This window comes from Fodinicurvata sediminis DSM 21159 (genome assembly GCF_000420625.1).
GTDB lineage: Bacteria > Pseudomonadota > Alphaproteobacteria > Kiloniellales > DSM-21159 > Fodinicurvata > Fodinicurvata sediminis.
The window spans coordinates 102,649-128,643 of record NZ_ATVH01000020.1; the positions used below are offsets into that span (position 1 = coordinate 102,649).

At 61.0% G+C, this 25,995-nt stretch carries 21 protein-coding genes, 1 tRNA gene and 1 pseudogene; 14 read left to right on the top strand and 9 right to left on the bottom strand.

Annotated elements, in window-relative coordinates:
- Positions 1-13: 13 nt before the first annotated feature.
- Positions 14-1,780 carry a GAF domain-containing sensor histidine kinase gene (locus tag G502_RS21735; protein ID WP_022729992.1) on the top strand — a complete coding sequence of 589 codons (1,767 nt, stop codon included), beginning with the start codon at positions 14-16 and terminating at the stop codon, positions 1,778-1,780.
- 97 nt (positions 1,781-1,877) lie between these two features.
- Positions 1,878-2,348, top strand: coding sequence for an EF-hand domain-containing protein (locus G502_RS0117565; protein ID WP_022729993.1), 471 nt, complete (start codon positions 1,878-1,880; stop codon positions 2,346-2,348).
- A gap of 310 nt (positions 2,349-2,658) precedes the next feature.
- Here G502_RS0117565 and G502_RS0117570 read toward each other — a convergent pair whose 3' ends face one another.
- The 3 genes from G502_RS0117570 to G502_RS0117580 form a co-directional block, all read right to left on the bottom strand.
- Positions 2,659-3,405, bottom strand: coding sequence for a class I SAM-dependent methyltransferase (locus tag G502_RS0117570; RefSeq protein WP_022729994.1), 747 nt, complete (start codon positions 3,403-3,405; stop codon positions 2,659-2,661).
- A gap of 356 nt (positions 3,406-3,761) precedes the next feature.
- A complete protein-coding gene (gene gltB / locus G502_RS0117575) occupies positions 3,762-8,342 on the bottom strand; it encodes a glutamate synthase large subunit (RefSeq protein ID WP_022729995.1) in 4,581 nt (1,526 codons plus the stop codon).
- A 38-nt stretch (positions 8,343-8,380) separates the two neighbouring features.
- Entirely contained in the window at positions 8,381-9,829 is a 1,449-nt protein-coding gene (locus G502_RS0117580; RefSeq protein WP_022729996.1) for an NAD(P)-dependent oxidoreductase, read from the bottom strand.
- 414 nt (positions 9,830-10,243) lie between these two features.
- Here G502_RS0117580 and infA point away from each other — a divergent pair, with 414 nt between their 5' ends.
- From infA to G502_RS21740, 3 genes are read left to right on the top strand one after another with little or no spacing between them, the layout of a single operon-like run.
- A complete protein-coding gene (gene infA / locus G502_RS0117585; RefSeq protein ID WP_022729997.1) occupies positions 10,244-10,462 on the top strand; it encodes a translation initiation factor IF-1 in 219 nt (72 codons plus the stop codon).
- 11 nt (positions 10,463-10,473) lie between these two features.
- Complete coding sequence (locus G502_RS0117590; protein ID WP_022729998.1) at positions 10,474-11,052, top strand: Maf family protein; 579 nt, start codon at positions 10,474-10,476, stop codon at positions 11,050-11,052.
- Positions 11,049-12,203 (top strand): ribonuclease E/G, encoded by a 1,155-nt coding sequence (locus tag G502_RS21740; RefSeq protein WP_022729999.1) that lies wholly within the window; start codon positions 11,049-11,051, stop codon positions 12,201-12,203. The genes G502_RS0117590 and G502_RS21740 overlap by 4 nt, the downstream gene beginning before the upstream one ends.
- Positions 12,204-12,275: 72 nt before the next feature.
- On the opposite strand, the gene G502_RS0117600 is transcribed toward G502_RS21740, so the two are convergent.
- Both G502_RS0117600 and G502_RS0117605 read right to left on the bottom strand, forming a co-directional pair.
- Complete coding sequence (locus tag G502_RS0117600) at positions 12,276-13,190, bottom strand: nucleotidyl transferase AbiEii/AbiGii toxin family protein (protein ID WP_022730000.1); 915 nt, start codon at positions 13,188-13,190, stop codon at positions 12,276-12,278.
- On the bottom strand, positions 13,183-14,064 hold the full coding sequence (locus tag G502_RS0117605; RefSeq protein WP_022730001.1) for a type IV toxin-antitoxin system AbiEi family antitoxin domain-containing protein: 882 nt from the start codon (positions 14,062-14,064) through the stop codon (positions 13,183-13,185). Before G502_RS0117605 ends, G502_RS0117600 begins: the two co-directional genes overlap by 8 nt.
- A gap of 292 nt (positions 14,065-14,356) precedes the next feature.
- On the opposite strand from G502_RS0117605, the gene G502_RS21105 reads away from it, so the two are divergent.
- Together G502_RS21105 and G502_RS0117615 are read left to right on the top strand one after the other, a co-directional pair.
- The gene (locus G502_RS21105) at positions 14,357-14,644 is read left to right on the top strand and encodes a DNA gyrase inhibitor YacG (protein WP_022730002.1); all 288 of its coding nucleotides are present in this window, start codon (positions 14,357-14,359) and stop codon (positions 14,642-14,644) included.
- A gap of 143 nt (positions 14,645-14,787) precedes the next feature.
- Positions 14,788-14,863, top strand: a tRNA-Phe gene (locus G502_RS0117615).
- Positions 14,864-14,998: 135 nt separating this feature from the next.
- Here the strand turns inward: G502_RS0117615 and G502_RS22905 are convergent.
- Positions 14,999-15,157: pseudogene (locus G502_RS22905) on the bottom strand (transposase); the annotation flags it as partial.
- 131 nt (positions 15,158-15,288) lie between these two features.
- Here G502_RS22905 and G502_RS0117620 point away from each other — a divergent pair.
- The 6 genes from G502_RS0117620 (at position 15,289) to G502_RS0117645 (ending at position 24,134) form a co-directional block, all read left to right on the top strand.
- Positions 15,289-18,051 (top strand): type I restriction endonuclease subunit R, encoded by a 2,763-nt coding sequence (locus tag G502_RS0117620; RefSeq protein ID WP_022730004.1) that lies wholly within the window; start codon positions 15,289-15,291, stop codon positions 18,049-18,051.
- Entirely contained in the window at positions 18,051-19,514 is a 1,464-nt protein-coding gene (locus G502_RS0117625; protein WP_081649883.1) for a restriction endonuclease subunit S, read from the top strand. Before G502_RS0117620 ends, G502_RS0117625 begins: the two co-directional genes overlap by 1 nt.
- The gene (locus G502_RS0117630) at positions 19,511-20,425 is read left to right on the top strand and encodes a DUF5655 domain-containing protein (protein ID WP_022730006.1); all 915 of its coding nucleotides are present in this window, start codon (positions 19,511-19,513) and stop codon (positions 20,423-20,425) included. Before G502_RS0117625 ends, G502_RS0117630 begins: the two co-directional genes overlap by 4 nt.
- Positions 20,425-21,906 carry a type I restriction-modification system subunit M gene (locus tag G502_RS21115; RefSeq protein WP_022730007.1) on the top strand — a complete coding sequence of 494 codons (1,482 nt, stop codon included), beginning with the start codon at positions 20,425-20,427 and terminating at the stop codon, positions 21,904-21,906. The genes G502_RS0117630 and G502_RS21115 overlap by 1 nt, the downstream gene beginning before the upstream one ends.
- Positions 21,907-22,237: 331 nt before the next feature.
- Positions 22,238-23,362 (top strand): three-Cys-motif partner protein TcmP, encoded by a 1,125-nt coding sequence (locus G502_RS0117640; RefSeq protein ID WP_022730008.1) that lies wholly within the window; start codon positions 22,238-22,240, stop codon positions 23,360-23,362.
- Positions 23,352-24,134 carry a DUF5131 family protein gene (locus G502_RS0117645; protein WP_022730009.1) on the top strand — a complete coding sequence of 261 codons (783 nt, stop codon included), beginning with the start codon at positions 23,352-23,354 and terminating at the stop codon, positions 24,132-24,134. Before G502_RS0117640 ends, G502_RS0117645 begins: the two co-directional genes overlap by 11 nt.
- 77 nt (positions 24,135-24,211) lie before the next feature.
- Here G502_RS0117645 and G502_RS0117650 read toward each other — a convergent pair whose 3' ends face one another.
- Positions 24,212-24,424, bottom strand: a complete 213-nt coding sequence (locus G502_RS0117650) for a hypothetical protein (protein ID WP_022730010.1) — start codon at positions 24,422-24,424, stop codon at positions 24,212-24,214.
- Between G502_RS0117650 and G502_RS0117655 the strand changes: the two genes are divergently transcribed.
- A complete protein-coding gene (locus G502_RS0117655) occupies positions 24,425-25,054 on the top strand; it encodes a hypothetical protein (RefSeq protein WP_022730011.1) in 630 nt (209 codons plus the stop codon). It begins immediately after the preceding gene.
- Between the two features lie 136 nt (positions 25,055-25,190).
- On the opposite strand, the gene G502_RS21745 is transcribed toward G502_RS0117655, so the two are convergent.
- Positions 25,191-25,592 (bottom strand): type II toxin-antitoxin system death-on-curing family toxin, encoded by a 402-nt coding sequence (locus tag G502_RS21745; RefSeq protein ID WP_022730012.1) that lies wholly within the window; start codon positions 25,590-25,592, stop codon positions 25,191-25,193.
- A gap of 46 nt (positions 25,593-25,638) precedes the next feature.
- Entirely contained in the window at positions 25,639-25,866 is a 228-nt protein-coding gene (locus G502_RS0117665) for an AbrB/MazE/SpoVT family DNA-binding domain-containing protein (RefSeq protein ID WP_022730013.1), read from the bottom strand.
- Positions 25,867-25,995: the final 129 nt, after the last annotated feature.

Genomic DNA, 25,995 nt, shown 5'->3' on the forward strand with positions numbered 1-25,995 from the left:
ACAGGCAGTCCAGATGCAGGCACCGGAGAGACCCCTCGAGGAAAGGGAACGCCAGGAAACCCTTGAGCGTTACGGCATCCTTGATAGCGGTCCGATTGCCGAACTGGACATCCTGACGCGCCTGGTTGCCCGTCATTTCTCCGTGAATTACTGCATGCTGAGCTTGGTCGACCAGGACCGCCAGTTCTTCAAGTCGCGGCATGGCCTGGAAGCCGAGGAAATTCCACGCGATCTGGGGCTGTGCGGGCACGCCATCCTGCAGGACGAGGCCCTGGTCATCCCCGACACGAAGCAGGATGCGCGTTTTTTCGACAATCCTCTTGTCGTTGGGGAACCTCACGTGAATTTCTATGCCGGCGCGCCCTTGAAGGTGTCCGAAGGCTTTCGCCTTGGCACGCTCTGCATCGCCGATAGGAAACCACGGCAGGATTTCGACGAGCAGGATAGGGAAAGTCTTCTGGATTTCTCTTTTTTGGCCATGGATATCCTGGAGCGCGAACGCCTCCAGCGTCAGCATCGCATGCAGAACCAGGCCCTGGTCGGCCTGGTGTCCTCGCGCGCCCTGGCCGACGGGGATGTTGACTCCGTGGCCGATGAGGTCTGTGCCCTGCTGACCGATATCCTGATGGTCAAGCGGGCCTCGGTCTGGATGTTCGGCGATGCACAGATGGAGGCTGTCTGCGTGCGCGATCTGCGGGAAGCGCATGGTTCCAGTGGTATTTCACTCAGTTTCAAGGAACTGGAGGGGTATCTGTCGGCGGTAACCCAGCGCCGTGGCATCATCGCGCCGGACGTCCAGCAGGACCCGGCCCTTCTGGCGCAGTTAACCGACTATATCCAAAGGTACGACATCGGAGCCCTCATCGATTCGCCCATTCGGGTGGCGGGCGAGGTTGTGGGCGTGGTTTCCGCCGAGCATGTCGGGGCACAGCGCAACTGGGCGGATGAGGAAACGGCCTTCGTGGCCTCGCTGGCCGATACGATTTCCCTGGCTCTGGAAGCGCGCGAACGCGCGCGCGCTTATGCCCAGAGCCTGCAGGACCGGGACCAAGCCGAAGCGGCAAATCGGGCCAAGGAGAACTTCCTGGCTTCCATGAGCCACGAGCTGCGCACGCCGCTGAATGGCATCATCGGGTTCAGCGAGGTGATGGAGCAGGAGTTGTTCGGGGCGCTGGGCAACGATAAGTATCGAAGCTATATCCGCGACATTCGGCAGAGCGGCCAGCACCTGCAGCGCATCATCGGTGATATCCTGGAGATCGTGAAGCTGCAGCGCAACGAGGTGGCCCTGGAGGAAACCGAACTGGATCCACATGACCTGCTCGATGAATGCCTGGCCCTGTTGCAGCAGGATACACCCCGCCAGGATCTGGAGGTGGTGCGCGGCTACGGCCTGTCGGGTGTGCGCCTGCGCGGGGATGCCAAGCGCCTGCGTCAGGTGTTCCTGAACATTCTGTCCAATGCCTTCAAGTACAGCTATCACAACAGCCGGCTGTCTGTACGCAGCTGGCAGCAGGGGGCTTGCCTGCATATTGCCATCGAGGATCAGGGTGTGGGGATTCCGGCCGAGGACTTGGCCCGCATCCGCGAACCCTTCGAGCGGGTTCGTTCGGCCATGGCCTCCGACGGGGGCGGGCTTGGCCTGGGGCTGTCCACGGCGATCGAATACATGCGTGCGCACGATGGCGAGGTGGAAATCGAAAGCGAACCGCGCCGTGGCACACGGGTGACCCTGTGCTTTCCAGAAACACGGACCCTGAGGGATGTGCAGTCCGCCTGAACCAGAAAATCCTTGCAGCCGTCGCAAAGGATTTCCAAGTCTAGACCTGTTACACGCGAGCAAAGCGGTCGATCACGACAGAAGAAGGACCGATTTGATGAAGAACACAGCCACGATACTTGCCGGCGGCCTTGCCGCCTTGATAGCGGCGTCGGCCTTCGCCTCGGATGGTGCCGATGATTACGAACGCCGGGCCGCGCACCAGGAGCGCATGCAGGCCTGGATGGAAGGCATAGATGTGAACAACGATGGCTATATAGATGCCGATGAGGCCGAGACGGCGCGCAACGCCATGTTCGAACGCCAGGACATGGATGGAGACGGCCGGATTGCCCGAGACGAGATGGCCGAATTCGTCGAGAGCTATCACAGGGACCGTCCGCCCCGCGCGAACAGCGAAGAGATGCGCAATCGGATGTTCGAGCAAATGGACCGGAACGATGACGGCGTCATCAACGAGCAGGAATATACGGCGGCGGGCGAGGTTCGCTTCAACCGGATGGCCGGCGATGACGAGCGTATCCGTATTTCCGAGCTCATGGAGCGCATACGCGAGCGCCGCGACTGAGGCACGCTTTCAGCGTGGAATTGACGAATGCCGGGGGTGAAGACCTTCCCGGCATTCGTTGTTTTGAGGGTAGGGGCCGGGCGGCGCCGCTGGCGTTCTTCCAGGCTCCACCGTCTATGCCAAGGTGCTTCGAGGCTTTGCCTATGGCAAAGCTCCTCAGCATGAGGTCATCTTTATCTAACTGGAATTACTAAAATATTCTTCATCCAGAGGTGCCTTGCCGTAAGGCAAGGCCTCGAAGAGCCTGTCCTGAGCCGGTCGAAGGGATGAAGCCACACGCTGCGGCAATTCAGTTGGCCAAGCGTCGACGCTATAGCTGACCGACGCGCAGGCTGAGGGGCCAGGTTATGCGGCGGATGACGCTGGGGTCGCCCCAGGCCTGTTCGAGTTCCTCCAGAAAACTGTGGAAAGGCGTCGGCCCCTGGTCCTGTTCAAGGTGCCTTACGGCGGACCAGGTGCCGAGATAGCCGCTGTAGGCCTGGAAGCTCCAGGTGGCTTCCATGCGGAAGTTCGGAGCTGGAATCTCCAGGAAGGGGAAATTCAGGCGGGCGTAGCCGTCTTCCACATGGCGCCGCTCCGGCGGCCAGTAGGCTGCGGCCGCGCCGTCGTAGAAGCGCTGGACCACGGCATCGATCTCGGGCGATACCCGGGCCAGGCCATAGCTGATGAGCGCCAGCACACCCGCGGGCCGCAGGACGCGCCGGACTTCCTGGTAGAAGGTCGGCAGGTCGAACCAGTGGGCGGCCTGGGCCACGGTGACCAGGTCGGCGCTGCCGTCCGGCAGGCCACTGTCCTCGGCCGGTGCGACGTGATACGCGACCGCTGGATGAGGCTCGGCCTGCGCGATCTGTTCCGCGCTGGCGTCGGTGGCGATGACATGATCGAAGACATCCCCCAGAAGACACGCGAATTGTCCCGTGCCGCAGCCGCAATCCAGCGCCAGCTTGCGCGTGGGGGCGAGCTCGCCCAGCCAGGCCGCCAGCGCCGGCGGATAGCCGGGGCGGTAGCTGGCGTAATCCGCGGCATGGTTTGAGAAGTGGTCCTTGAAGGTCGTCATGGGCCCGGATCATAGCTTGCCGTTCGGGGGTAGAAAACCCGGCAATGGGGCCCAGGCCGCTCCGTACGTGCCAGGATGCTTCGAGGCATTGACTGGCGTCAATGCACCTCAGCATGAGGTGATTCTATTTTTATTATCAATATTTTACTATAACACACCTCATCTTGAGGAGCCTTGCCGTTGGCAAGGCCTCGAAAGATCGGCGGCTTGGCTCGACTCTGTCGCAGAGACGTACGTCCTCGCGTCAGAAAAAACGCCCGGACCATAAGGCTCCGGGCGTTGGAGGGGCCGCCGTCCGGCCTGAATAACGGGTGGCCAGCCGGCAGCTTCGGGTGTTCAAAGTCTGAAGTGCGTATTCAGGCAGTGGTCTTTTCGTCGCCCTCCTGGGTGATGGGATGTTCCAAGCGGCCCAGCATCTCCTTGGGCACGACCTGCCAGAAGTGGCCGCGTTCCAGTTGCCAGTCGTTGAGCAGGCGCTCGGAGAAGCGGCTCTGGGTCTCGGCGTAGTGCTCGGCCACCAGTTCGTGCAGCAGGTTTTCGTAGTGTTCGGTTTCCACCCGCTGCCAGATTACGCTGTCCGGGTTGACGCGCCGGGGCAGGATTTCCTCGGGGTCGTAGACGAAGGCCATGCCACCGGTCATGCCGGCGGCGAAGTTGAAGCCGACGCTGCCCAGGATAACGGCGGTGCCGCCGGTCATGTACTCGCAGCCATTGGAGCCGCAGCCCTCGATCACCGCCACGGCGCCGGAGTTGCGCACGCAGAAGCGCTCGCCCGCCTGGCCGGCGGCCAGCAGCTTGCCGCCCGTGGCGCCATAGAGGACCGTGTTGCCGATGATGGTGTTCTCCTCGGTGTTCAGCAGGCTCTTGGTCATGGGCCGCACGACGATGGTGCCGCCCGACAGGCCCTTGCCGACGTAATCGTTGGCGTCGCCGAAGACCTCCAGCTTCAGGCCCTGGACCGCCCAGGCGCCCAGCGACTGGCCGGCCGAACCGCGCAGGCGCACGGTCATGTGCCCCGGCGCCAGGCCGGTCATGCCGAACTTGCGGGTGATCATGGCCGACAGCCGCGTGCCGATGGCGCGGTGGGTATTCCGGATGGTGTACTGCAGCTGCATCTTCTCGCGGTCGCGGAACAGCGGCTCGGCGTCCTGGATGATCTGGGCGTCCAGGGTGTCCGGCACCTCGTTGCGGCCGTCAACCACGCAGTAGGTGGGCAGGCCGCCGGCATCGGCGCGCGCCAGCAAGGGGTTCAGGTCCAGGTCGTCCAGGTGCGGGGCGCCGCGGCTGACCTGGTGCAACAGGTCAGTGCGTCCGATCACCTCGTCCAGGCTCTTCACGCCCAGCTGGGCCAGGATCTCGCGCACCTCCTCGGCGATGAAGGAGAAGAGATTCACCACCTTCTCCGGCGTGCCGACGAACTTGTCGCGCAGCATCTCATCCTGGGTGCAGACGCCCACCGGGCAGGTGTTGGAGTGGCATTGGCGCACCATGATGCAGCCCATGGCCACCAGCGAGGCCGTGCCGACGCCGTATTCCTCGGCGCCCAGCATGGCGGCGATCACCACGTCGCGGCCGGTCTTGATGCCGCCGTCGGTGCGCAGGCGGATGGTGTGGCGCAGGCGGTTGACCGTCAGCACCTGGTTGACCTCGGACAGGCCCATTTCCCAGGGCACGCCGGCATACTTGATCGAGGTCTGCGGACTGGCGCCGGTGCCGCCGTTGTGCCCGGAGATCAGGATCACGTCGGCCTTGGCCTTGGCGACGCCGGCTGCGATGGTGCCGATGCCCGAGCGGGCCACCAGCTTCACGCAGACCCGGGCGTCGGGATTGATCTGCTTCAGGTCATAGATCAGCTGCGCCAGGTCCTCGATGGAATAGATATCGTGGTGCGGCGGCGGGCTGATCAGCATGACGCCCGGCGTCGAGTGGCGGAACTTGGCGATCATCTCGGTGACCTTGAAGCCGGGCAGCTGCCCGCCTTCGCCGGGCTTGGCGCCCTGGGCCACCTTGATCTCGACCTCGCGGCACTGGTTCAGGTACTCGGCCGTGACACCGAAGCGCCCCGAGGCGATCTGCTTGATGGCCGAGTTCTCGTTGTCGCCGTTGGGGTGCGGCGTGAAGCGCGCCGGATCCTCGCCGCCCTCGCCGCTGTCGGACTTGGCGCCGATGCGGTTCATGGCGATGTTCAGCGTGCCATGCGCCTCGGGCGACAGCGCACCCAGCGACATGCCCGGCGTCACGAAGCGCTTGCGGATGGCGGTGATGGACTCGACGTCGTCGATGTCCACCGGTGTCACGCCGCCGGTCTTGAAACCCAGCAGGTCGCGCAGCGAGGTGGGGGGCAGATTGCCGATACCTTCGCTGAACCGCTTGTAGGTGGAATAGGAATCGCTGGCCACGGCCGCCTGAAGCATGTGGATCAGGTTGGCCTCCCAGGCGTGGCTCTCGCCGCCGCGGCGGTAGCGGTAGAAGCCGCCGATGGGCAGGGCCGCCACTTCCTCGTCCCAGGCGCGCCGGTGGTTCTCCAGCACCTTCTGCTGGATGCCGGACAGGCCGATGCCGCTGATGCGGCTGGGCATGTCGGGGAAGAATTCATCCACCAGGGTGCGGCTGAGGCCCACGGCCTCGAAGTTGTAGCCGCCGCGATAGGACGAGATCACCGAAATGCCCATCTTGGACATGATCTTCAGCAGGCCCTCGTCCACGGCCTGGATGTAGCGTTCCACCGCTTGCTGCAGCGTCATCTCGCCGAACAGGCCGCGCTCGTGGCGGGCGGCGATGGCTTCCTGCGCCAGGTAGGCGTTGATGCTGGTGGCGCCGACGCCGATCAGGACGGCGAAGTAGTGCACGTCCAGGCACTCGCCCGAGCGTACGTTCAGGCTGGTGAAGGTGCGCAGCTTCTGCCGCATCAGGTGGGTGTGCACCGCCGCCGTTGCCAGGATCATGGGCATGGCGGCACGGGTCGGACCCACCGCCTCGTCGGTCAGGATGATGTGGGTGGCTCCGCCGCGCACGGCATCCTCGGCCTCACGCTGGATGCGGCTGATGGACTCGCGCATGGCGTGTTCGCCGGCCTGAACGTCGAAGGTGCAGTCGATCTCGGCCGCTGTCTTGCCCATGTAGTCGCGCATGGCCAGGAACTCGGCGGTGGAGAGCACCGGTGAGTGCAGCTGCAGCAGGCGGCACTGGCTCTCGTCCTCGTCCAGGATGTTGCCCAGGTTGCCCAGCCGGGTCTTCAGCGTCATGACACGCTTTTCGCGCAAGGAATCGATGGGCGGATTGGTCACCTGGCTGAAGTTCTGGCGGAAGAAGTTGTGCAGGCCGCGATAGCGGTCGGACAGCACGGCCAGCGGCGCGTCGTCGCCCATGGAGCCGACGGCTTCCTTGGCGGTTTCGACCATGGGGTGGAGGATGATCTCCATATCCTCCATGTTCAGGCCGAACTCCAACTGGCGCCGGCGCAGCTGCTCCTTGTCATAGATGCGCGGTTCGCCGCGGTCGGGGCGAATGATGTCGTCGATCACGCGGATCGACTTAACCCAGTCGGCGAAGGGCTGGCTGGCGGCCAGGCGGTCCTTCATCTCGGCGTCGTGGTAGAGCCGGCCCTCCTGCAGGTCCACGGCCAGCAGTTCGCCGGGGCCGAGCCGGCCCTTCTCGACGATGTTGGCCTCGTCCAGGCGCACCATGCCGCTTTCCGAGCCGGCGAACAGCAGGCCCTCGTTGGTGATGGTGTAGCGCATGGGGCGCAGGCCGTTGCGGTCCATGCCGGCGACCAGCCAGCGGCCGCCGTAGCCGCAGATGGCGGCCGGGCCGTCCCAGGGCTCCATCACGGCGTTGACGTAGCTGTAGAGTGCCTTCCAGGAATCCGGCATGTCGCTGTCGGGATTCCAGGCCTCGGGAATGGTCATCAGCTTGGCCATGGGCAGGTCGCGGCCCGAACGCACCAGCAGTTCCATGACGGCGTCCAGGGCAGCGGAATCGGAGCTTGCCGGCTGGATCACCGGCTTCACGTCCTCGATGCCTTCGCCCAGGATGTCGCTGGCCAGGCGGCATTCATGCGCCTTCATCCAGTTGGTGTTGCCCTTGACGGTATTGATCTCGCCGTTGTGGGCCAGCACGCGGAAGGGCTGGGCCAGGCGCCAGGTGGGGAAGGTGTTGGTGGAATAGCGCTGGTGGAAGATGGCGAAGTTCGACACGAAGCGCTCGTCCAGCAGGTCCGGATAGAAGCTGGAGAGCTGTTCGGCCAGGAACATGCCCTTGTAGATGATCGAACGCCCGGACAGCGAGCAGATATAGAACTCCTTGATGGACTCCTGCTCGGCCGCCTTCTCGATGCGCCGGCGGATGATGTAGAGCTCGATCTCGAACTGCGCCAGGGACACGCCCTTGGTGTTGGCGATCATGATCTGCTCGATCTCGGGCCGGGTGGCATTGGCCTTCTCGCCGATGACTTCAGTGTTCACCGGCACCTGGCGCCAGCCATGGATGGTGTAGCCGTGCTGCAGGATCTCGCGCTCGACGATGACGCGGCAGCGCTCCTGCGCGCCGTGGTCGGTGCGCGGCAGGAAGACCATGCCCACTCCGATGTGGGCCTCGCCGGCGTCATGGCCGGTGCGGGCCACGTGCTCGTGAAAGAAACCCTGGGGGATCTGCACATGAATGCCGCAGCCGTCCCCGGTCTTGCCGTCGGCGTCCACGGCGCCGCGGTGCCAGACGGCCTTCAGCGCCTCGATGCCGGCCACGACCACGTCGCGACTGGGGGTGCCGTCCAGCGAGGCCACCAGGCCGACGCCGCAGGAATCATGTTCGTCGGCCGGATCGTACAGGCCTTCGCGTTCCAGGCGGCGCAGTTCGCTCGCCTGCAGGCCGACCTGCTTCAGGCTCTCGGCTTCGGCAAGCTGTGCGTTGCGGGCCGCTTTCTTCATCCACTCGGTCATTGTCTCGATTCCTTTCGCGGCTTTATTCGGCGGCCATGTTACTCTGCGGCCATGACGGCCGGCCCTTCGGCCTTGGCCTTCAGGTGGCGGTCGATGGATTCGGCGGCATCGCGGCCGTCGCGGATGGCCCAGACCACCAGCGAGGCGCCGCGCATGATGTCGCCGGCGGCGAAGACGCCGTCCAGGTTCGACATCATGGTGCGATGATCCACGCGCACCGTGCCCCAGTTGGTGGTTTCCAGCTCCGGTGCGTTGAACAGCACCGGCAGGTCCTCGGGATCGAAGCCCAGGGCCTTGATGACCATGTCGGCCTTCAGCGTGAAGTTGGAGCCCTCCACCGGCTGCGGGGTCTGGCGCCCGGTGGCGTCGGCCACGCCCAGATGCATGCGCACGGCGCGCACCTGCTCGACGGTGTTGTCGCTGCCGTCGAAGGCCTCGGGGGCGGCCAGCCAGACGAACTCCACGCCCTCTTCCTCGGCATTGGCGACCTCGCGCTGCGAGCCCGGCATGTTCTTGCGGTCGCGGCGATAGAGGCACTTCACGGAGGTGGCGCCCTGGCGCACGGCGGTGCGCACGCAGTCCATGGCGGTGTCGCCGCCGCCGATCACCACCACGTCGCGGCCTTCGGCATTCAGGGTGCCGTTGTCGAAATCCGGAACCTCGTCACCCAGGCCCTTGCGGTTCGAGGTGATCAGGTAGTCCAGTGCCGGGAAGACGTTCTGCAGCCCGGCGCCCGGCAGCTTCACGTCGCGCGCCTTGTAGACGCCGGTGGCCAGCAGGACGGCGTCATGCCTGGCGCGCAGCTCGCCCAGGCTGGCATCGCGGCCCACCTCGAAATTCAGGCGGAATTCCACGCCGGCATCGGCGATCAGGCGGCTGCGCCGTTCGACGACCTCCTTCTCCAGCTTGAAGTTGGGGATGCCATAGATCATCAGGCCGCCGGCCCGATCGTAGCGGTCGTAGATGGTGACTTGGTAGCCCTTGCGGCGCAGCTGCTCGGCGGCGGCCATGCCGCCCGGCCCGGCGCCGACGATGCCGATGGACTGGTCGCGCTCGTGGGTCGGCTTGACCGGCTGGACCCAGCCTTCCTCCCAGGCGGTGTCGGTGATGTACTTCTCGACCTGGCCGATGGTGACCGTACCGTGGCCGGCCTGTTCGATGACGCAGTTGCCCTCGCACAGGCGGTCCTGGGGACAGATGCGCCCACAGATCTCGGGGAAGTTGTTGGTGGCCTGGCTGACCTCGTAGGCCTCTTCCAGGCGGCCTTCCGCCGTCAGCATCAACCAGTCGGGGATGTTGTTGTGCACGGGGCAGTGCACCTGGCAGAAAGGCACGCCACACTGCGAACACCGCCCGGCCTGGTCGGCGGCGGAGTCCGGGTCGAACTCGTCGTAGATCTCCTCGAAATCCTCACTCCGCTCGGACGCGCTGCGCTTGTGCGGCATGCGCTGATCAAGGGAGACGAATTTCAGCATGCGATTCGGCATCGTTCCTGACTTTCCTGCTTTTTCCTGGGAGCCCGTTTTTGGCGGGCCGCCGGTCATCTTTGCGGCGGTTATAAGACATTTCATCCGCTTTGACGAGCAAAAATCATTATATAGGTCAGCAATAGATAACTAAATGGCAGCTGGCATGGGCCGAAAGTGCAGCTTTTGTCAGGCTTCAAATAAACCATCGAGAATGGTAGTACCGAAACGAGACTAAATTTGTCGCTAGTAGGAAAAATCACGACGCCGCTCTTGCGTTCACGGGGGCGAACGCCCTATATGCGAATGCGCCGCGCGGTGCGATTGTGAATTCCAGACAAAGACTGTATGATCCGCCCGCTTTCCGACAGGCGAATGCTTGGGGATGGCCGCGACGGCGCTTTTGCCTGAAAGAACAACGACAGAAACTTAGGTATGTCCAAAGAAGACCTGATGGAATTTCAGGGCACGGTTGCCGAACTGTTGCCCAACGCCATGTTCCGCGTGAAGCTGGACAACGGCCACGAAGTCCTGGCCCACACGGCCGGAAAGATGCGCAAGCACCGCATCCGCGTGTTGGCCGGTGACCGCGTCAACGTGGAAATGACGCCCTACGACCTGACCAAGGGCCGTATCACCTTCCGCTACAAGTAAGGGGGCCGGCCGTGGCCGCTGCCCACTTCATTCTCGCCTCGGCTTCGCCGCGCAGGCGCGATCTGTTGCGTCAGATCGGCCTGCCACCGGACGTGATCGACCCGGCCGACCTGGACGAGACGCCGTTGAAGGGCGAACTGCCCCCGGCCTATGCCAGGCGCATTGCGCGCGACAAGGCCGAGGCCGTGGCCGCCCGGCAACAGGGTGCATATGTCCTGGCCGCCGATACGGTGGTGGCCCTGGGCCGGCGCATCCTGCCCAAGCCGGCGGATATGGCGACGGCGCGCAGCTGCCTGGAAAAGCTCTCCGGCCGGCGCCACCGCGTGCTGGGCGGCATCACGCTGGTGCGCCCCGACGGCACGCTCTCCGAACGGCTGGTGACCACGGCGGTGCGCTTCAAGCGCCTGGATGAGATCGAGATCCAGGCCTATCTGGACTCCGGGGAGTGGGACGGCAAGGCCGGTGGCTATGCCATCCAGGGCTTTGCCGCCGCCTTCATCCCCTGGATTAACGGCTCCTACGACAATGTCGTGGGCCTGGCCGTGGATCAGGTCTGGAACCTCCTGAGGGGCGCGGGATACCGGCCGTGAGCGGGCGGCTGCTGATCTCGTCCTGGCCGGGGGAAACCCGGATCGCCCGCCTGGACGCGCATGACGAGCTGACCTTCCTGCGCGTCCTGCGCGACGAACGCCCGCCCGCCCTGGACGACATCTACCTTGCGCGTGTGACGCGCCTGGACAAGGGGCTGAACGCCGCCTTTGTCGCGCTGGGCGAGGGGCAATCCGGCTTCCTGCCCCTGGGCAAGGCAGTGACGCGCCCGGACGAAGGCGCGGCCTTGACCCTGCGGGTGACTCGCGCGCCGGCCGAGGACAAGGGCGCCAAGCTGGCGCCGGCCCAAGTGGCGGTGCCCGCGGGCGTGAAGCCGCCCGCCTGCCTGCAGCGCGGCGAAGAGCTGACCGCCCTGGTGCGTGGCCTGGCACAGGCCGACGACGAGATCATCTGTGACGACAGCGCGACCTGCAACGCCCTGAAGGCGGCGGGCCACCAAGTGACCCATCACAGGGGGCCGGGCCCGCTGTTCGACGCCGTCCTGGAGGCGGAGATCGAGGCCCTTCTTCTGCCCCAAGTGGCCCTGCCCGGGGGCGGCGGCCTGTTGATCGAGCCGGTGCGCACCCTGACCGCCATCGACGTGAACAGCGGCCGCCAGGACGGGCGCGGCGGCGCCCAGCGCAAGGCTCTGGAGGTCAATCTCGACGCCGCCGCCGAGATCGCCCGCCTGCTGCGCCTGCGCGACCTGTCGGGACGCATCGTGGTGGATTTCCTGGAGATGGCGGGCAAGCGCGAGCGCGAACAGCTGATGGAGGCCCTGCGCGCCGCCGTGGCCGACGATCCCGAGCCGGTGCAGATCCAGCCGCTGAAGGGCAGCGGCCTGGCCGAGCTGACCCGGCGGCGCAGCCGCCAGCCCCTGCATGAAGTGCTCTGCATGCCGGTGGGGCCGGGCGGCTGTGGCTGGGCCAAGTCGGCAGTGACCCGGGCCTTCGAACTGGTCCGGGCAATCGATGCCTTGCCGCCCGCGCGCGGCCCTGGGGTCACGGTGACGCCCGCGGTCGGCCAGGCGCTGGACGGACCGGCGGCCGCCGCCCTGGCCCGGCTGGCCGAACGGCGCGGACGACAGCCGGATATTGCAATCCGCGCGGCGGACGCGCTAAACCGGGACGGCTATAGCCTGGAAGAGGGGTAGGCAGCCATGAGCGGCGCTTTGTTCCATCTGACATGATGATCTCCTCCTGGTCGGATCAGGTCGTCCACAGCATCACGTCAAGGCTTGCCAAGGAAGTGACAGATAGAATCCGCGCACGACTGCGAAGCGTTCTTCAAAGGGCGGCAGATCACCCAGTTCAAGCGCAAGCGACTCCCAGTCCTGCTCGGCGCGTCGATAAACTTCCGGATCATCCATTGATTCGGTCGTGGGCGTGATCCTCCGACTGCGGCATTTCTCGATCAGAGTGGTCAGGATGATCCTTCTGGCTTCATCATCGAGGTTCTGCCCCTCAACCAGGTAAGAGATATCGTAGATATCCTGACGTCGGTTCCGGTTTCGGATGGTTTGTTGCAACAGGGCCCGCAGTTTCTCCGCGATGACCTCATGCAACGTGAAGGCCCTTACAGCCACATTGGCGCCGGTGAGATTGAGTTCCTGGAACGCATGGACCTGATCTCGAAAGCTGATTTCGAGATCAAGAACCCGTGGGGCTTTGCCATTTTCCAGTTTTTGCTCTTCGCCTGTTCCGCGTTTGGCAGAGCCGACACGGACCAGCAGGGCCGGGAAGCTGTGGTCTTCAAAGTCCTGAGGCCGCGGCATCTTCTTGACGGTCTGTACACGGCAGAGCAGATCCAGGTAACCGAGCCTGGTTGCCGTGCGGGGCAGCACAGCGTTGAGATCCTCGCCAATCCTGTCAGCGAGATCCGCGGGCTCAACCGTAGCGGTGAAATCCACGTCGGCTGTGACCCGACTGCTCTTGAAGGCAAGCGCCATGACGGCACCGCCCTTGAGTACAAGGGTGTCATGCAGACTGGGGGTCAGGCCGATGGCGGCCAGGACGATCTCGGTTACCTGGCGATCCCGATAGAGGGTTGGGTCTGTTCTTGCCGTCTCGACCCAGGCTCGGACATCGACATCAACAATGTCCGGCGTTGGCGCGCGCTCTTCCGGATCGAGATCAGACATTCAGCGAGATCATCCACTTTTCAGAAAAGACAGGGGCATAGTCCGCTTCCGGATCCAGTTTCCGGGATCCACCCCTTTGCGCATACTGCTCCCAGTTGTGGATGAGGGGGTGCGAAATGTCCATGACCTCGGATAGGATGTAGCCGGCACGGACCTTTGCAATCTTGCTCTCGAGCTGATCGACAGCCTCTACGATTTCAGGAATCCAGGCATCAGCTTCCCTTTCCCAGATATCAATGACATGGCGCATGCCGCCGCAGAGTTCTGGTTCTGTCAGCATGTCGGCAAAGGTCCGGCCGATGGAGGTGATGCGTGTCTGCTCTCCGCTTATGGCAACCGGTGTCGCCGGATGACTTGATTCGTGAAGGACCACGGGCCGGCGCCGGATGGTTGGATTGAAGCCGGGGCGAACGAGAAGTGGCCGCTCAGCCGTGGGGATATGAGACATATCCTTGCGCATTTTTTCATCGCGCAGCTGGGTCCAGAGTTTAGGTGTTGGTGTGGTGAGGTGGAGCGCCTTGGGGCTTCTGTCGGTGAGATTGTATCTCTGCATTGCAGAGAGATGAGAGACATAAGCAAAGGGATCGGCCAGGCAGGCGACTTCTTCGGCCGAGCCGGCGCGTGTGGCTTCGATAACGCGCCAAACGTTGGAGCGGAAATCGGAATCCCTGGTAAGGACCTTGTTGTCTTCGAGCCGTTTTATGTCGCGCGATGTGCGCGATAGGCTCCATTCCTTTGGTATATATTTTAGAGGTGTTCCTTTCCTGGAACCTCTGGAGAAGAGTTCGTATCCGAGGAGAAAGATCTCGTAATAGGTGATGATCGGGAGGTCACGATCCAGGAGCGCCTGTTTGAAGGCGTCGTTGAATTTCATTTTATACCCTCCCTTATATGTCCTGAGGACATATAAGGGAGGGTATTATCTTTGTCAAGTTACTTACGATCGTGCAACCTTGCATTGGTTGACAGACAGTATCCCTTAGCTTATGTCCTCAGGACATAAGCTAAGGGATACTGTGCAAGACTTTTACACAGCAGCTTGCAGTTAACTGCACGCAATAGGGCCGGTTCTCAAGTTGACTGAATTGCAGTAGCCGGATATTGCAATCCGCGCGGCGGACGCGCTAAACCGGGATGGCTATAGCCTGGAAGAGGGGTAGGCAGCCATGAGCGGCGGTGACGACAGCGCAAGCGGCAAGAAGAACAGCGGTGCGGAGGCGGATGAGGCCAAGGTGATCTCGCTGCAGGCGCGCAAGCGCCAGGGGCGCAGCTGTCCCATCTGCAGCAAGCCGGAGGTCCAGGCCTATCGCCCCTTCTGCTCGGCCCACTGCAAGAACGTGGATCTGAACCGCTGGCTGGGCGAGCGCTATCGCATTCCCACCGAGGAGGCACCCGACAGCCTGCCCGCCGGCGGCCATGAGGACGACGACGATCCTGGCCCGCAGAGTGCGTGAGAGCGGCCGCGAGCATTTTCTCCGGCAGGACGCGGATAAAAATCCGTCCCGGCTCTGGACAGAACCCGCCTCTTCTCCTATAAGCCCGAACTGCCCGCTGCATTCGGGATGCGCCAACCGCCCGACGAGACCCGCAGCCCGGCGCCCAGGTAGCTCAGTTGGTAGAGCATGCGACTGAAAATCGCAGTGTCGGTGGTTCGATTCCGCCCCTGGGCACCACCTGCTTCACAGAAAATCAAGCTGAAACAAGCGCTTATGGGCTCTTCCCCATGAACGGGGGATGGGTATCCATCAGACCCGGTTAATTACACCATTCCATCCGGCTCTTCCCCATGAACGGGGGATGGGTATCCATCAGACCCGGTTAATTACACCATTCCATCCGCAGAGGGCTAGGACCCTCATCCGGTAATTCTGGAAATTCCTGAAGCCGAAGACGCAGCGCGAGATCATCTCCATCTTGGTATGGAAGCCCACGGTGACGTCGTTGGATTTGGAAAACCGCCACATGCGGCTACGCGTTCGTGCCCGGGATTCATGATTCTGGGGATTTCATCGCTCAGGAGACCAGAAAGAAAACGCAATAGTTGCAGATCTCTTTGTGCTTGCTAGGCTGAACCGCGCGCAACACGGAGGTTCCCTGCATGCAGACACCCGAAGACAAGGCCCGGGCAGAGATCGACCGCCTTCTGAGCTCTGCGGGCTGGGTGTTGCAGGATATGGGGAACTTCAATCGCAATGCGGCGCTGGGCGTTGCGGTGCGGGAGTTCCAGTTGCCGGCCGGGCCTTGCGACTACCTGCTGTTCGTCGCCGGCAAGGCGGCCGGGGTGATCGAGGCCAAGCGCAGTGGTGTGACCCTGAGCGGCGTGGCGGAGCAGTCCGAAAAGTACATGGGGGCCCTGCCGCCGCACCTGGCCAGCTGGGGCGATATCCTGCTCTATGATTACGAGAGCACGGGCACGGAGACCCTGTTCCGCGACCTGCGCGATCCGAAGCCGCGCTCGCGCCGCATCTTCGCCTTCCATCGCCCGGAAACACTGCAGGCCTGGCTGCAGCAACCGGACACCCTGCGCGCCCGGCTGCAGAAGATGCCGCCGCTGGACAGCAGCGGGCTGCGCGACTGTCAGGTCGAGGCCATCACCAATCTGGAACGCTCGCTGGCCGAGGACCGGCCGCGTTCGCTGATCCAGCTGGCGACCGGGGCGGGCAAGACCTTCACGGCCTGTTCCTTTTCCTATCGCCTGATCCGCCATGCCGGGGCGCGGCGTATCCTGTTCCTGGTGGATCGCAACAACCTGGGCGACCAGACGCTGCGGGAATTCCAGAACTTCCAGCCGCCGGGGGCGGCCAATCGCTTCACCGACACCTATATCGTGCAGCACCTGCACGCCCACCACATCGACCGCGATGCCAAGGTGGTCATCACGACGATCCAGCGCCTCTATTCCCTGTTGCGCGGCGAGGAGCTGGAGGACGAGGCCGAGGAGCATTCAGCCTTCGAGATGGATCAGGCGGCGGGCAGCGAGGTGGCGCCCCTGGGCTATAACCCGGAGATTCCCGTCGAAACCTTCGACTTCATCATCACCGACGAGTGCCACCGCTCCATCTATGGCCTCTGGCGCCAGGTGCTGGAGTATTTCGATGCCTCGATCATCGGCCTGACGGCCACGCCGTCCAAGCATACCCTGGGCTTCTTCAACCAGAACCTGGTGGCTGAATACCCCTATGAGCGTTCGGTGGCCGACGGCGTGAACGTGGGTTACGAGATCTATCGCATCCGCACGCAGGTCAGCGAAGAGGGCGGGCGCATCGAAGGCACGGATACCGGTTTCCAGGTGCCCGTGCGGGACAAGCGCAGCCGCAAGCTGCGCTATGAACAGCTGGATGCCGACCTGGAATACAGTGCCAGGGAGCTGGATCGCTCGGTGGTGAATCCCAACCAGATCCGTACGGTGCTGCAGACCTATCGCGAGCGGGTCTTCACCGAGCTGTTCCCAGACCGCAGCGGCCAGTGGCTGCCAAAGACCCTGATCTTCGCCAAGGACGACAACCACGCCGAGGAGATCGTGCATGCCGTGCGCGAGGTGTTCGGCGAGGGCAACGAGTTTGCCAAGAAGATCACCTATCGCAACAGCGGCGAGGACCCCAAGGCCCTGATCAAGGCCTTTCGCGTCGATCCCTTCCCCCGCATTGCGGTGACCGTGGACATGATCGCCACCGGCACGGACATCAAGCCGGTGGAGGTCCTGATCTTCATGCGCGACGTGAAGTCCGAGGGCTATTACGAGCAGATGAAGGGCCGTGGGGTGCGCTCCATTCCCGATGCCGACCTGAAGGCCGTGACACCCGATGCGAAGACCAAGACGCGCTTCATCCTGATCGATGCCGTGGGCGTCTCCGAGACCAAGAAGAACGCTTCGCAGCCATTGGAGCGCAAGAAGACCGTCAGTTTCGATGCCCTGCTGGACCAGGTGGCCATGGGGCGGCGGGACGAGGACGCCCTGTCCTCCCTGGCCGGCCGCCTGTCGGCCCTGGACCGCAAGCTGGGCGAGGAGGAGCGCCACCGCATTGCCGAGGCCAGTGGCGGCAAGCCGCCGCGCGAGCTGTCCAACGACCTGCTGGACGCCATTGACCCGGACCGGCAGGAAAGCGCCATCCAGCAGCAGCATGGCCCGCAGGCCACCCCGGACCAGGAAGCCGCCGTGGTGGAAAAGCTGATGGACACGGCCTGCCAGCCCTTTGATTCGCCGCAGCTGCGTGACCTGCTGAAGGACATCAAGCAGAAGGCGGACATCGTGATCGACGAGATGACGACCGACAGCCTGCTGGGAGCGACCTTCGACAGGAAAAAGGCCGAAGAGACGGTGACCAGTTTCCGCAAGTTCATGGAAGACAATCGCGACCAGCTGACCGCCCTGCAGATACTCTATAACCAGCCGCGCGGACAGCAGAAGCTGACCTATCAGGCCATCCGCGAGCTGGTCCAGCGCCTGGGCGATCCGCCGCATTACCTGACCACCGCCACTGTGTGGCAGGCCTATCGCCGGCTGGAGGCGGCCAAGGTGCGCGGCGCGCCGCTGGACGACCAGCTGACCGAGGTGGTCAGCCTGGTGCGCTTTGCCCTGGGCCAGGACGAGGTGCTGGAGCCCTTCGGAACCGTGGTGGAACAGCGCTTCAACCTGTGGCTGGGGCGCGAGAAACGCGCCGGCCGGGACTACACGGCCGAGCAGGAAGACTGGCTTCGCACTATCGCCTCCTATATAGCGGCGAACGCCGAGATTACGCCGCGCGATTTCCAGGAAGCCCCCAGCCTGGCCGACCGCGGCGGGATCATACAGGCGCGCAAGGTTCTGGGACCGGAGTTGAACGACATGCTGGATGATCTGCAGGGAGCCTTGGTGGCGTGATGACGGTTGGTGAGCAAAGCCTTCCAAGAGGATGGATAAAGGCGCGCTTAGGTGATCTCATACCCAAGCCTCGCCCGAAGATTCCTGCCAATCCCGATAGCCGTCTTCCATTTATAGGAATGGACCATATTGAACCGTCATCGTTCTCTCTAAAAGGCCACGATCAATTTGCACGGATGAAAAGCTCGGGTAGTTATTTTGAACCCGGAGATGTGCTTTATGGTCGTCTCCGCCCCTATTTGAATAAGGTGCACTGCGCCAAGTTTGAGGGTGTTGCATCAGCTGAATTCATCGTTTTGCCGTCTTCCGATTGCTTCGATAGCGACTTTATCAAATATCTCATACATCAGAGGAAATTCGTTGATTATGCGATGAGTCATTCATCGGGTGATCGCCCACGGGTTAAATTCGACGACATAGCCGATTACGAGTTTCCCCTCCCACCCCTCAACGAACAACGCCGCATCGTCGAGAAGATCGAAACGCTCTTTGCTCGATTGGACAAGGGTGAAGAGGCGCTGCGCGAGGTGCAGAGGCAGCTTTCCACCTATCGCCAGTTGGTGTTGAAGGCGGCCGTTACAGGGCAGCTGACCGCCGATTGGCGTGCGCAGAACGCGCATCGCCTGGAACAGAGCCGCGACTTGCTGGAGCGCATCCTGCAGACCCGCCGCGAAACCTGGAAAGGCCGCAGCAAGTACAAGGAGCCGGTGGCTCCCGACACGTCCGACTTGCCGGACCTTCCGGAAGGATGGGTTTGGGCTTCTTTAGATGAACTATCAGTGCATCTCACAAGTGGCTCCCGGGATTGGAAAAAATACTATGGCCAAGGCAAGGGGATTTTTATTTTAGCTCAGAATGTGCGGCCAATGAATTTCGATCTTTCACAGAAGTTCATGGTCGATCCACCCCCGAGCAGTCCTGATGCTCTAAGAAGTGAAGTTAGACGAAATGATATTCTCATAACGATTGTTGGTGCTAATACTGGGGACGTATGTCGCTTCCCTAACGACGCTCGTGGCCACTATGTGTGCCAGAGCGTTGCGTTACTGCGATTGGCGGATTCGAGCATAAGTCCGTTTGTCGAGATGTATTTATCCGGCAAAGGGGCAGGAAGGGATCAACTAGATAACTTTATCTACGGTGCAGGACGTCCGCATTTAAGCTTTGAGCAAATACGAACGGTTGCAGTTCCTATCCCGTCAAATGAGGAACAGGCTCAGATTATGCTTCTTGTCAAAGAAGCATTTGAGCGTGTGAGCCGGATTGATCGAATCTGCAAAACCGAACTCACCAGATCGGCCGCCCTGAGACAATCCATACTGAAAGATGCTTTTGCAGGCCGTCTTGTTCCCCAGGACCCGAATGATGAATCGGCGGCTGACCTTGTTGCTCGCATCAAGGAAAACCGTGATGTCAGGTCGAAGCGGTATCGGAGACAGTCCACAAGAAAGCTGGCATCATGAGTGACCTAAAACTTTTTCAGACGCAGGGCGCGTCGCTTTGTGAACTGGATAGCTCGTCGGCACCCCTGGAGCGTGGGCTGCAGACAGTCTTCGAAAATAACCTCGAAACTCTCCTGGGCGTGCGCTTCCTGGCGTCCGAGTATTCCACCACTCATGGCGGACGCATGGACACTCTGGGTGTGGATGAGAATGGCTATCCGGCCATAATAGAATACAAGCGTGAGCGCTCGGAGAATGTGATCAACCAGGGGCTTTTCTATCTCGACTGGCTGATGGACCATCGGGGGGATTTCGAGCTTCTGGTCCGTGACCGTTTTGGACGGGAGGCGGCTGCCCAGATCGAATGGAGTGCTCCACGCCTGATCTGCATCGCCGCGGACTTCACCAAGTATGACACTCATGCCGTAAAGCAGATGGGCCGAAACATCGAGTTGGTTCGCTATCGCAAGTTCGGCGAAGATCTGTTGTTGCTGGAACTGCTTACCGCCGTTTCTGCTACCTCGCCGTCTACAGCCTCGGTGGATCCCATGAACGGGGGCACCAAGGCCAGCAAGTATAAGACCGTCTCGGAAATGGTTTCGGATGCGGGCAGTGCGCTGGCGAATCTCCATTCCGATGTTGAGACCTACCTGTTGGGCCTGGGCGACGATGTGACCAAGAAAACCCTGAAGAACTATTTTGCCTTTCGCCGGATCAAGAACTTCGCCTGCGTCGAGGTCAAGACGACCCTTGATCTGGTGCGGCTGTACCTGAAGATCGATCCCGGGACCGTCGAGCTGGAGGACGGCTTTACCCGCGACGTACGGCATGTCGGTCATTTCGGCACCGGTGATCTGGAAGTCACGCTGAAATCCCATGACGATCTGGAGCGTGCGAAGCCTTTGATCGAGCAGTCCTACGAGGCATCCTGATGAGCAACAAGGAACAACTGGTCCAGAAGGTCTGGAACTATGCCCATGTGCTGCGCGACCAGGGTATTTCCTATGGCGACTATATCGAGCAGATCACCTTCCTGTTGTTCCTGAAGATGGACCAGGAGCGGGTGGATCATCTGGGCGAGCCCTCGACCGTGCCGCCGGAGTGGAGCTGGGCGCAGCTGGCGGGCAAGGACGGCGAGGACCTGGAACAGCAGTATCGCCGCAGCCTGGAGGCGCTGGCCCGTGAAGACGGGCTGGTGGGCACGATCTTCCGCAAGGCGCAGAACAAGCTGTCCGATCCGGCCAAGCTGAAGCGTGTGGTCAGCCTGATCGACAAGGAGGGGCCCTGGATCGGCCTGGACGTGGACGTGAAGGGCGAGATCTATGAGGGGTTGCTGGAGCGCAATGCCTCGGAAGTGCGCTCGGGCGCCGGGCAGTACTTCACGCCGCGGCCGGTGATCGACGCCATGGTGAAGTGCGTGGACCCGAAGGTGGGCGAGACGGTCTGCGACCCGGCCTGTGGCACTGGCGGCTTCCTGCTGCAGGCCTATGAGCACATGAAGGAACAGTCCCTGGACCGGGAGAAGTTGCGCGACCTGCGCCACACGGCCTTTACCGGCATGGATATCGTGGACGAGGTGGTGCGGCTTTGTGCCATGAACCTCTACCTGAACGGCGTCGGCAATGGCGGCAGTCCGGTGGAGCGTGGCGATGCCCTGTCGAATGATGGCGGGGATCGCTTTGACGTGGTGCTGACCAATCCGCCTTTCGGCAAGAAATCCAGCTATACCGTGGTGGGCGAGGATGGCCAGGTGGCGACCGAGCGCGAGAACTACGAGCGCGAAGACTTCAAGTTCACCACCTCGAACAAGCAGTTCAATTTCCTGCAGCACATCATGACCATCCTTCAGGCGAACGGGCGTGCGGGGGTGGTCATGCCGGACAACGTGCTGTTCGAGGCGGGTCGGGCCGGCGAGGGCCTGCGCCGGCGCCTGTTGGACGGTTTCAACTTCCACACCCTGCTGCGCCTGCCCACCGGCATCTGGTACAGCCCCGGCGTGAAGGCCAACGTCCTGTTCTTCGACAAGCGCCCGGCGGCGCGCGAGGCGCAGACGCGCGAGCTGTGGGTCTATGACTATCGCACCAACGTGCACAAGACCCTGCGCACCAAGCCGCTGACCCCCAGCGACCTGGACGATTTCGTGCGCTGTTACCACGAGCGGCAGGAGACCGAGCGCTTCCGCCGCTTCACCTATGACGAGCTGATCCAGCGCGACAAGGTGAACCTGGACCTCTTCTGGCTGCGCGACGACAGCCTGGAGGACACCGAGAACCTGCCGGCCCCCGACCTGCTGGCCGCCGAGATTGTGGAGAACCTGGAATCGGCCCTGGAACAGTTCCGCAGCGTGGCGAGCGAGCTGGGGGGTGACGCTGATGATGATTCAGCCGATGCGCCAAGGGATGCCAGTGCGTGAGGTGGAGCCGCAAACCATGACAACATCGCAGCTGTTCAACATCTATTGCGATGAAAGCTGTCACCTCGAGCATGAGGACGCATTCTTTCTAATGCGACAATCTTGATGTCGATCAGCAGTCTGTAGGACTCACTATTTCACAGCCGATTACGTCGTTGATGCCAGCCAATAGTACGGCGAGGCTTCTATGAACGAGACTTCCTTTTTGCTCCCCACATCATCTAGTTGAGTAGATTGGGGTATATCAGCGATCTGAAATTGTGTCCGTTCTTATTTTGTTCTATGATGCATTTATCGAAACTCTAAGCAACCAAATGATTCGGAAAACCTCATGACCGAGAAGTTTTTTGAAGAAAGAAAAGAGCAATCCGAAGCCAAGGCTCGGATTATCACAAAGTACTTCTTTGCGTGGGCACGGGTCATTATGCCGACCGCAGAACAAAGAGGGGGTAAGATCGCATACATAGATCTGTATGCGGGCCCTGGTCGCTATAAGGACGGTGCCGAGTCAACACCCTTGTACATTCTGAGGACTGCAATCAACCATCCCAAGATATCTCAGATGCTTGTCTCATATTTTAATGATGCTGAGAGTGCCAATACCCGAGCTCTCGAAGAAGAAATCAGAAAATTTCCAGATATTAACAGACTAAAGTATGCGCCAGTGATACGCTGTGGGGCAGTTGACGATGAAGCCGAACACTATTTTAACGAAACGCGCCTAATACCCGCATTTTCCTTCATTGACCCATTCGGATACAAAGGACTTTCATCCAAAATAGTTAAAGGTGTTATCAAGGACTGGGGGTGCGATTGCGTGTTTTTCTTTAACTATAATCGCATCAACGCCGGAATCTCCAATGAGATCGTCACTCCTCATATTGATGCGCTTTTCAGCAAAACGCGTGCTGACAAGCTTCGAGGGACACTACCGGGTCTGCCCCCTGATCTTCGTGAAGCAGCAATCCTAGAGGAGCTTGCTAACGAAATTAAAGACCTTGGTGGTAGGTACGTTTTGCCGTTTACCTTCAAGAATGCAGCCGGTTCACGGACTTCGCACAAGCTAATTTTCGTTTCGAAGAATTTTAAGGGCTATGAGATCATGAAAGATATCATGGCCAAAGAAAGCTCGACAGAAGATGAAGGCGTGCCATCTTTTACATATTCCCCAGCAGACGCCTCCATGCCGCTATTGTTCTCTCTTGCGCAGCCTTTAAGCAAACTGCGGAAAAGTCTTTTGATGAAGTTTGCGGGTCAGGAGGTCACTCTCAACCATATTTATCAGACCCATAGCGTCGATACACCGTATGTCAAAAAGAACTATAAAGCGGTGATTGAGGAACTCGAAGAAGGGGGCGTTGTGTCAGTCAATTCAACGAAAGGCAAACGGCGCAGAGGAACCTATCCGGACCATGTCCTCATAAAATTTCCAGAAGGAGCAGCGGATGGCGACTAACTCCTCAATCGAGTGGACAGAGGCAACGTGGAATCCTGTTGTTGGATGTTCAATCATATCCCCAGGCTGTACGAACTGTTACGCCATGCGGATGGCACACCGTCTGGAGGCAATGGGCCAGGCCAAGTATGCCGGTACGACACGGATCTCTGGTGGGCGGCCAAAATGGAATGGTACGGTGCGAGTCGACGAAGCGACCGTTGATTTGCCGCGAACATGGAAAACCGGACGAATGATATTCGTGAATTCCATGTCGGATCTTTTTCATGAAGAAGTGCCGCTATCCTTTATGCAACGCGTCTTTTCGACGATGCGCGAGACTCCTCAACACACGTACCAGATACTAACAAAGCGTGCTGAGCGTCTTGAAGCCCTATCCCATGAATTCGATTGGCCAGAGAATGTGTGGATGGGTGTTAGTGTTGAGAATGAAGACTATCTGTACCGAATTGACCATCTTCGGCACAGCGGAGCATGCGTCAAATTTCTAAGCTTAGAGCCTCTCCTTGGACCACTTTATGGAATGAACCTAACAAGTATTGATTGGGTGATAGCGGGTGGGGAGAGTGGCCCTAATGCACGATCACTCAATCCAGAATGGGTGCGTGATATCCGTGACCAGTGTGTCGCTGATGATGTGGCTTTCCATTTCAAGCAGTGGGGGGGGGTGAACAAGAAGAAAACTGGTCGGATGTTGGATGGTCGCACATGGGACGAGCTACCAAAGCCCAAAGCATCGATTATAGGCGCTAGACTTGAAAATACGTTTTAGGCAATTGCGATTAGGTGACCTGATTTATTTGTGAATACATAGCACCCAAAATTCATAATCTTTAGTATAATTATGGGCTATTCCACCAGCGGACGGCTGTAGCGTTCGATGAACTTGGCAAGATCCGTCACGGTCGTCTCGTGCCGGGTGACGGACATGCCGGCTTCGTAGGTGTCTTCTTCCGGGGCGTCGAGATAGACGCCGTTCATCACCAGGAAGGTCATGGAGGTCAGCCAGGAACTCGCGGGAGAGACGGGATAGGGGACCGGTGTGTCGATCAGGGAGGGCAAATGAAAAAACCAAAGACAATGAAGGCGCTGGAGGAGCTTGGGCGAGTCCGGCTTTCAAAGAGCTTCTATATGCGCGACTTCCTCCATTCCGAGATCGCTGCTTTCCATGGCATTCCCAATATCCCGGATGATCCCGATCTCGCCATCGCTGCGGGCGAGCGGCTGTGTGAAGAGCTTCTCGAACCTCTGCACGCGACCTTCGGCCGGGTTGCCATTCGCTCGGCTTATCGCTCCTGCAAAGTCAACGCGTACGGAAACAGGAACGGCCTGAACTGCTCGAGCAACGAGGCCAATTACGCCCATCACATCTGGGACCGTACCGACGGAGACAACTGCATGGGTGCGACTGCCTGTGTCGTGGTCCCGTGGTTCGCCGATCGCTTCGAAGCCGGTGCCGATTGGCGTGCGCTTGCATGGTGGATCCACGACCACTTGCCTTACTCGACGCTCTATTTCTTTCCGAAACTGGCCGCCTTCAACATACAGTGGCACGAGCGATCGCTGCGCCGGATCGACAGCTACGTGACGCCGAAAGGCTGTCTGACCAAGCCGGGGATGGAGAACCATTCCGGCAGTCATGCGGATTGGTATGAAGATTTTCCTCAGCTGACTCCTGTAGTGGTTTCTTGAACCATGAAGACGCGCCGCGGGGACGTGCGGGCTCTCAAGGCGTTTGGCTGCTCAAGAACATCTTGTCTATGATATCTTCAAACGCGTGCGTGAGCGCAATTTCGTGGAATGACGTGCTACTGCCAAGGAGATAGAGCTATTCGACCAGTGGGCGGCTGTAGCGTTCGATAAACCCGGCGAGGTCCGTCACAGTCGTCTCGTGCCGGATGACGGACATGCCGGCTTCGTAGGCGTCTTCCTCCGGGGCGTCGAGGTAGATGCCGTTCATCACCAGGAAGGTCATGGCGGCCAGCCAGGCCAGGCGCTTGTTGCCGTCCAGCAGAGCATGACGTGTCACGATCCCCTCGAAGACCAGAGCCGAGAGCAGGGCTGCAGTGGCCTGGGGATCGTCATCGGCGTAGGTTCGCGCACGCTCGAAGCCTGTGCTGAGGTCATCGGGAGAGGTGACCACCAGCTTCTCGTCATGGTCCTCCATGAAACGGGCAAGCCGGTCGACCACCGCCTGGGGATGCGGCCAGACGTAACTGTTGACGCTCATGCCCTATTGCCCGGTTGCACGGGTATCTGGCGAAGCTGTCTGCGTGTCATTGCCCGAAAAGGCATAGGGTGCGGGCATAGCGTGAGGCCATGCGGTCCGCGGCCCGCCAGGTCTCGTCGTAGTGGCTGTCTTCAACCTGGGCCGTGAACTGTCCTTCGGATACGGAGACGCGTAGGGTCGAGCCCACGTCAGCCTTCAATTCCTTAAGAATATCCTGGGAGAGCGGGAGGAAAGCGCTGTTCCCGATTTTCTTGATGGTCTTGCGTGTATCCATGGCCGCCCTCGCTCAGTTTGACGCATCTTAGTATATACTAAAGTTTATACTTTGGGTCAAGGAATGGTGCGGGAGCGCGAAGGGGCACTTGCAGGTGGAAAGGGGCGCGTCCTGAAGTCGCCTATGACT

Bases quoted from the DNA above. Each gene is read 5' to 3' on its own strand.
- G502_RS21105 (WP_022730002.1), top strand. From the start codon at position 14,357: ATGAGCGGCGGTGACGACAGCGCAAGCGGCAAGAAGAACAGCGGTGCG.
- G502_RS21115 (WP_022730007.1), top strand. From the start codon at position 20,425: ATGAGCAACAAGGAACAACTGGTCCAGAAGGTCTGGAACTATGCCCAT.
- G502_RS0117625 (WP_081649883.1), top strand. From the start codon at position 18,051: ATGACGGTTGGTGAGCAAAGCCTTCCAAGAGGATGGATAAAGGCGCGC.
- G502_RS0117645 (WP_022730009.1), top strand. From the start codon at position 23,352: ATGGCGACTAACTCCTCAATCGAGTGGACAGAGGCAACGTGGAATCCT.
- G502_RS0117665 (WP_022730013.1), bottom strand. From the start codon at position 25,866: ATGGATACACGCAAGACCATCAAGAAAATCGGGAACAGCGCTTTCCTC.
- G502_RS0117655 (WP_022730011.1), top strand. From the start codon at position 24,425: ATGAAAAAACCAAAGACAATGAAGGCGCTGGAGGAGCTTGGGCGAGTC.
- G502_RS0117630 (WP_022730006.1), top strand. From the start codon at position 19,511: ATGAGTGACCTAAAACTTTTTCAGACGCAGGGCGCGTCGCTTTGTGAA.
- G502_RS0117600 (WP_022730000.1), bottom strand. From the start codon at position 13,190: ATGTCTGATCTCGATCCGGAAGAGCGCGCGCCAACGCCGGACATTGTT.
- G502_RS0117640 (WP_022730008.1), top strand. From the start codon at position 22,238: ATGACCGAGAAGTTTTTTGAAGAAAGAAAAGAGCAATCCGAAGCCAAG.
- infA (WP_022729997.1), top strand. From the start codon at position 10,244: ATGTCCAAAGAAGACCTGATGGAATTTCAGGGCACGGTTGCCGAACTG.
- G502_RS0117605 (WP_022730001.1), bottom strand. From the start codon at position 14,064: ATGAAATTCAACGACGCCTTCAAACAGGCGCTCCTGGATCGTGACCTC.
- gltB (WP_022729995.1), bottom strand. From the start codon at position 8,342: ATGACCGAGTGGATGAAGAAAGCGGCCCGCAACGCACAGCTTGCCGAA.
- G502_RS0117565 (WP_022729993.1), top strand. From the start codon at position 1,878: ATGAAGAACACAGCCACGATACTTGCCGGCGGCCTTGCCGCCTTGATA.
- G502_RS0117620 (WP_022730004.1), top strand. From the start codon at position 15,289: ATGCAGACACCCGAAGACAAGGCCCGGGCAGAGATCGACCGCCTTCTG.
- G502_RS0117580 (WP_022729996.1), bottom strand. From the start codon at position 9,829: ATGCCGAATCGCATGCTGAAATTCGTCTCCCTTGATCAGCGCATGCCG.
- G502_RS21745 (WP_022730012.1), bottom strand. From the start codon at position 25,592: ATGAGCGTCAACAGTTACGTCTGGCCGCATCCCCAGGCGGTGGTCGAC.
- G502_RS21735 (WP_022729992.1), top strand. From the start codon at position 14: ATGCAGGCACCGGAGAGACCCCTCGAGGAAAGGGAACGCCAGGAAACC.
- G502_RS0117570 (WP_022729994.1), bottom strand. From the start codon at position 3,405: ATGACGACCTTCAAGGACCACTTCTCAAACCATGCCGCGGATTACGCC.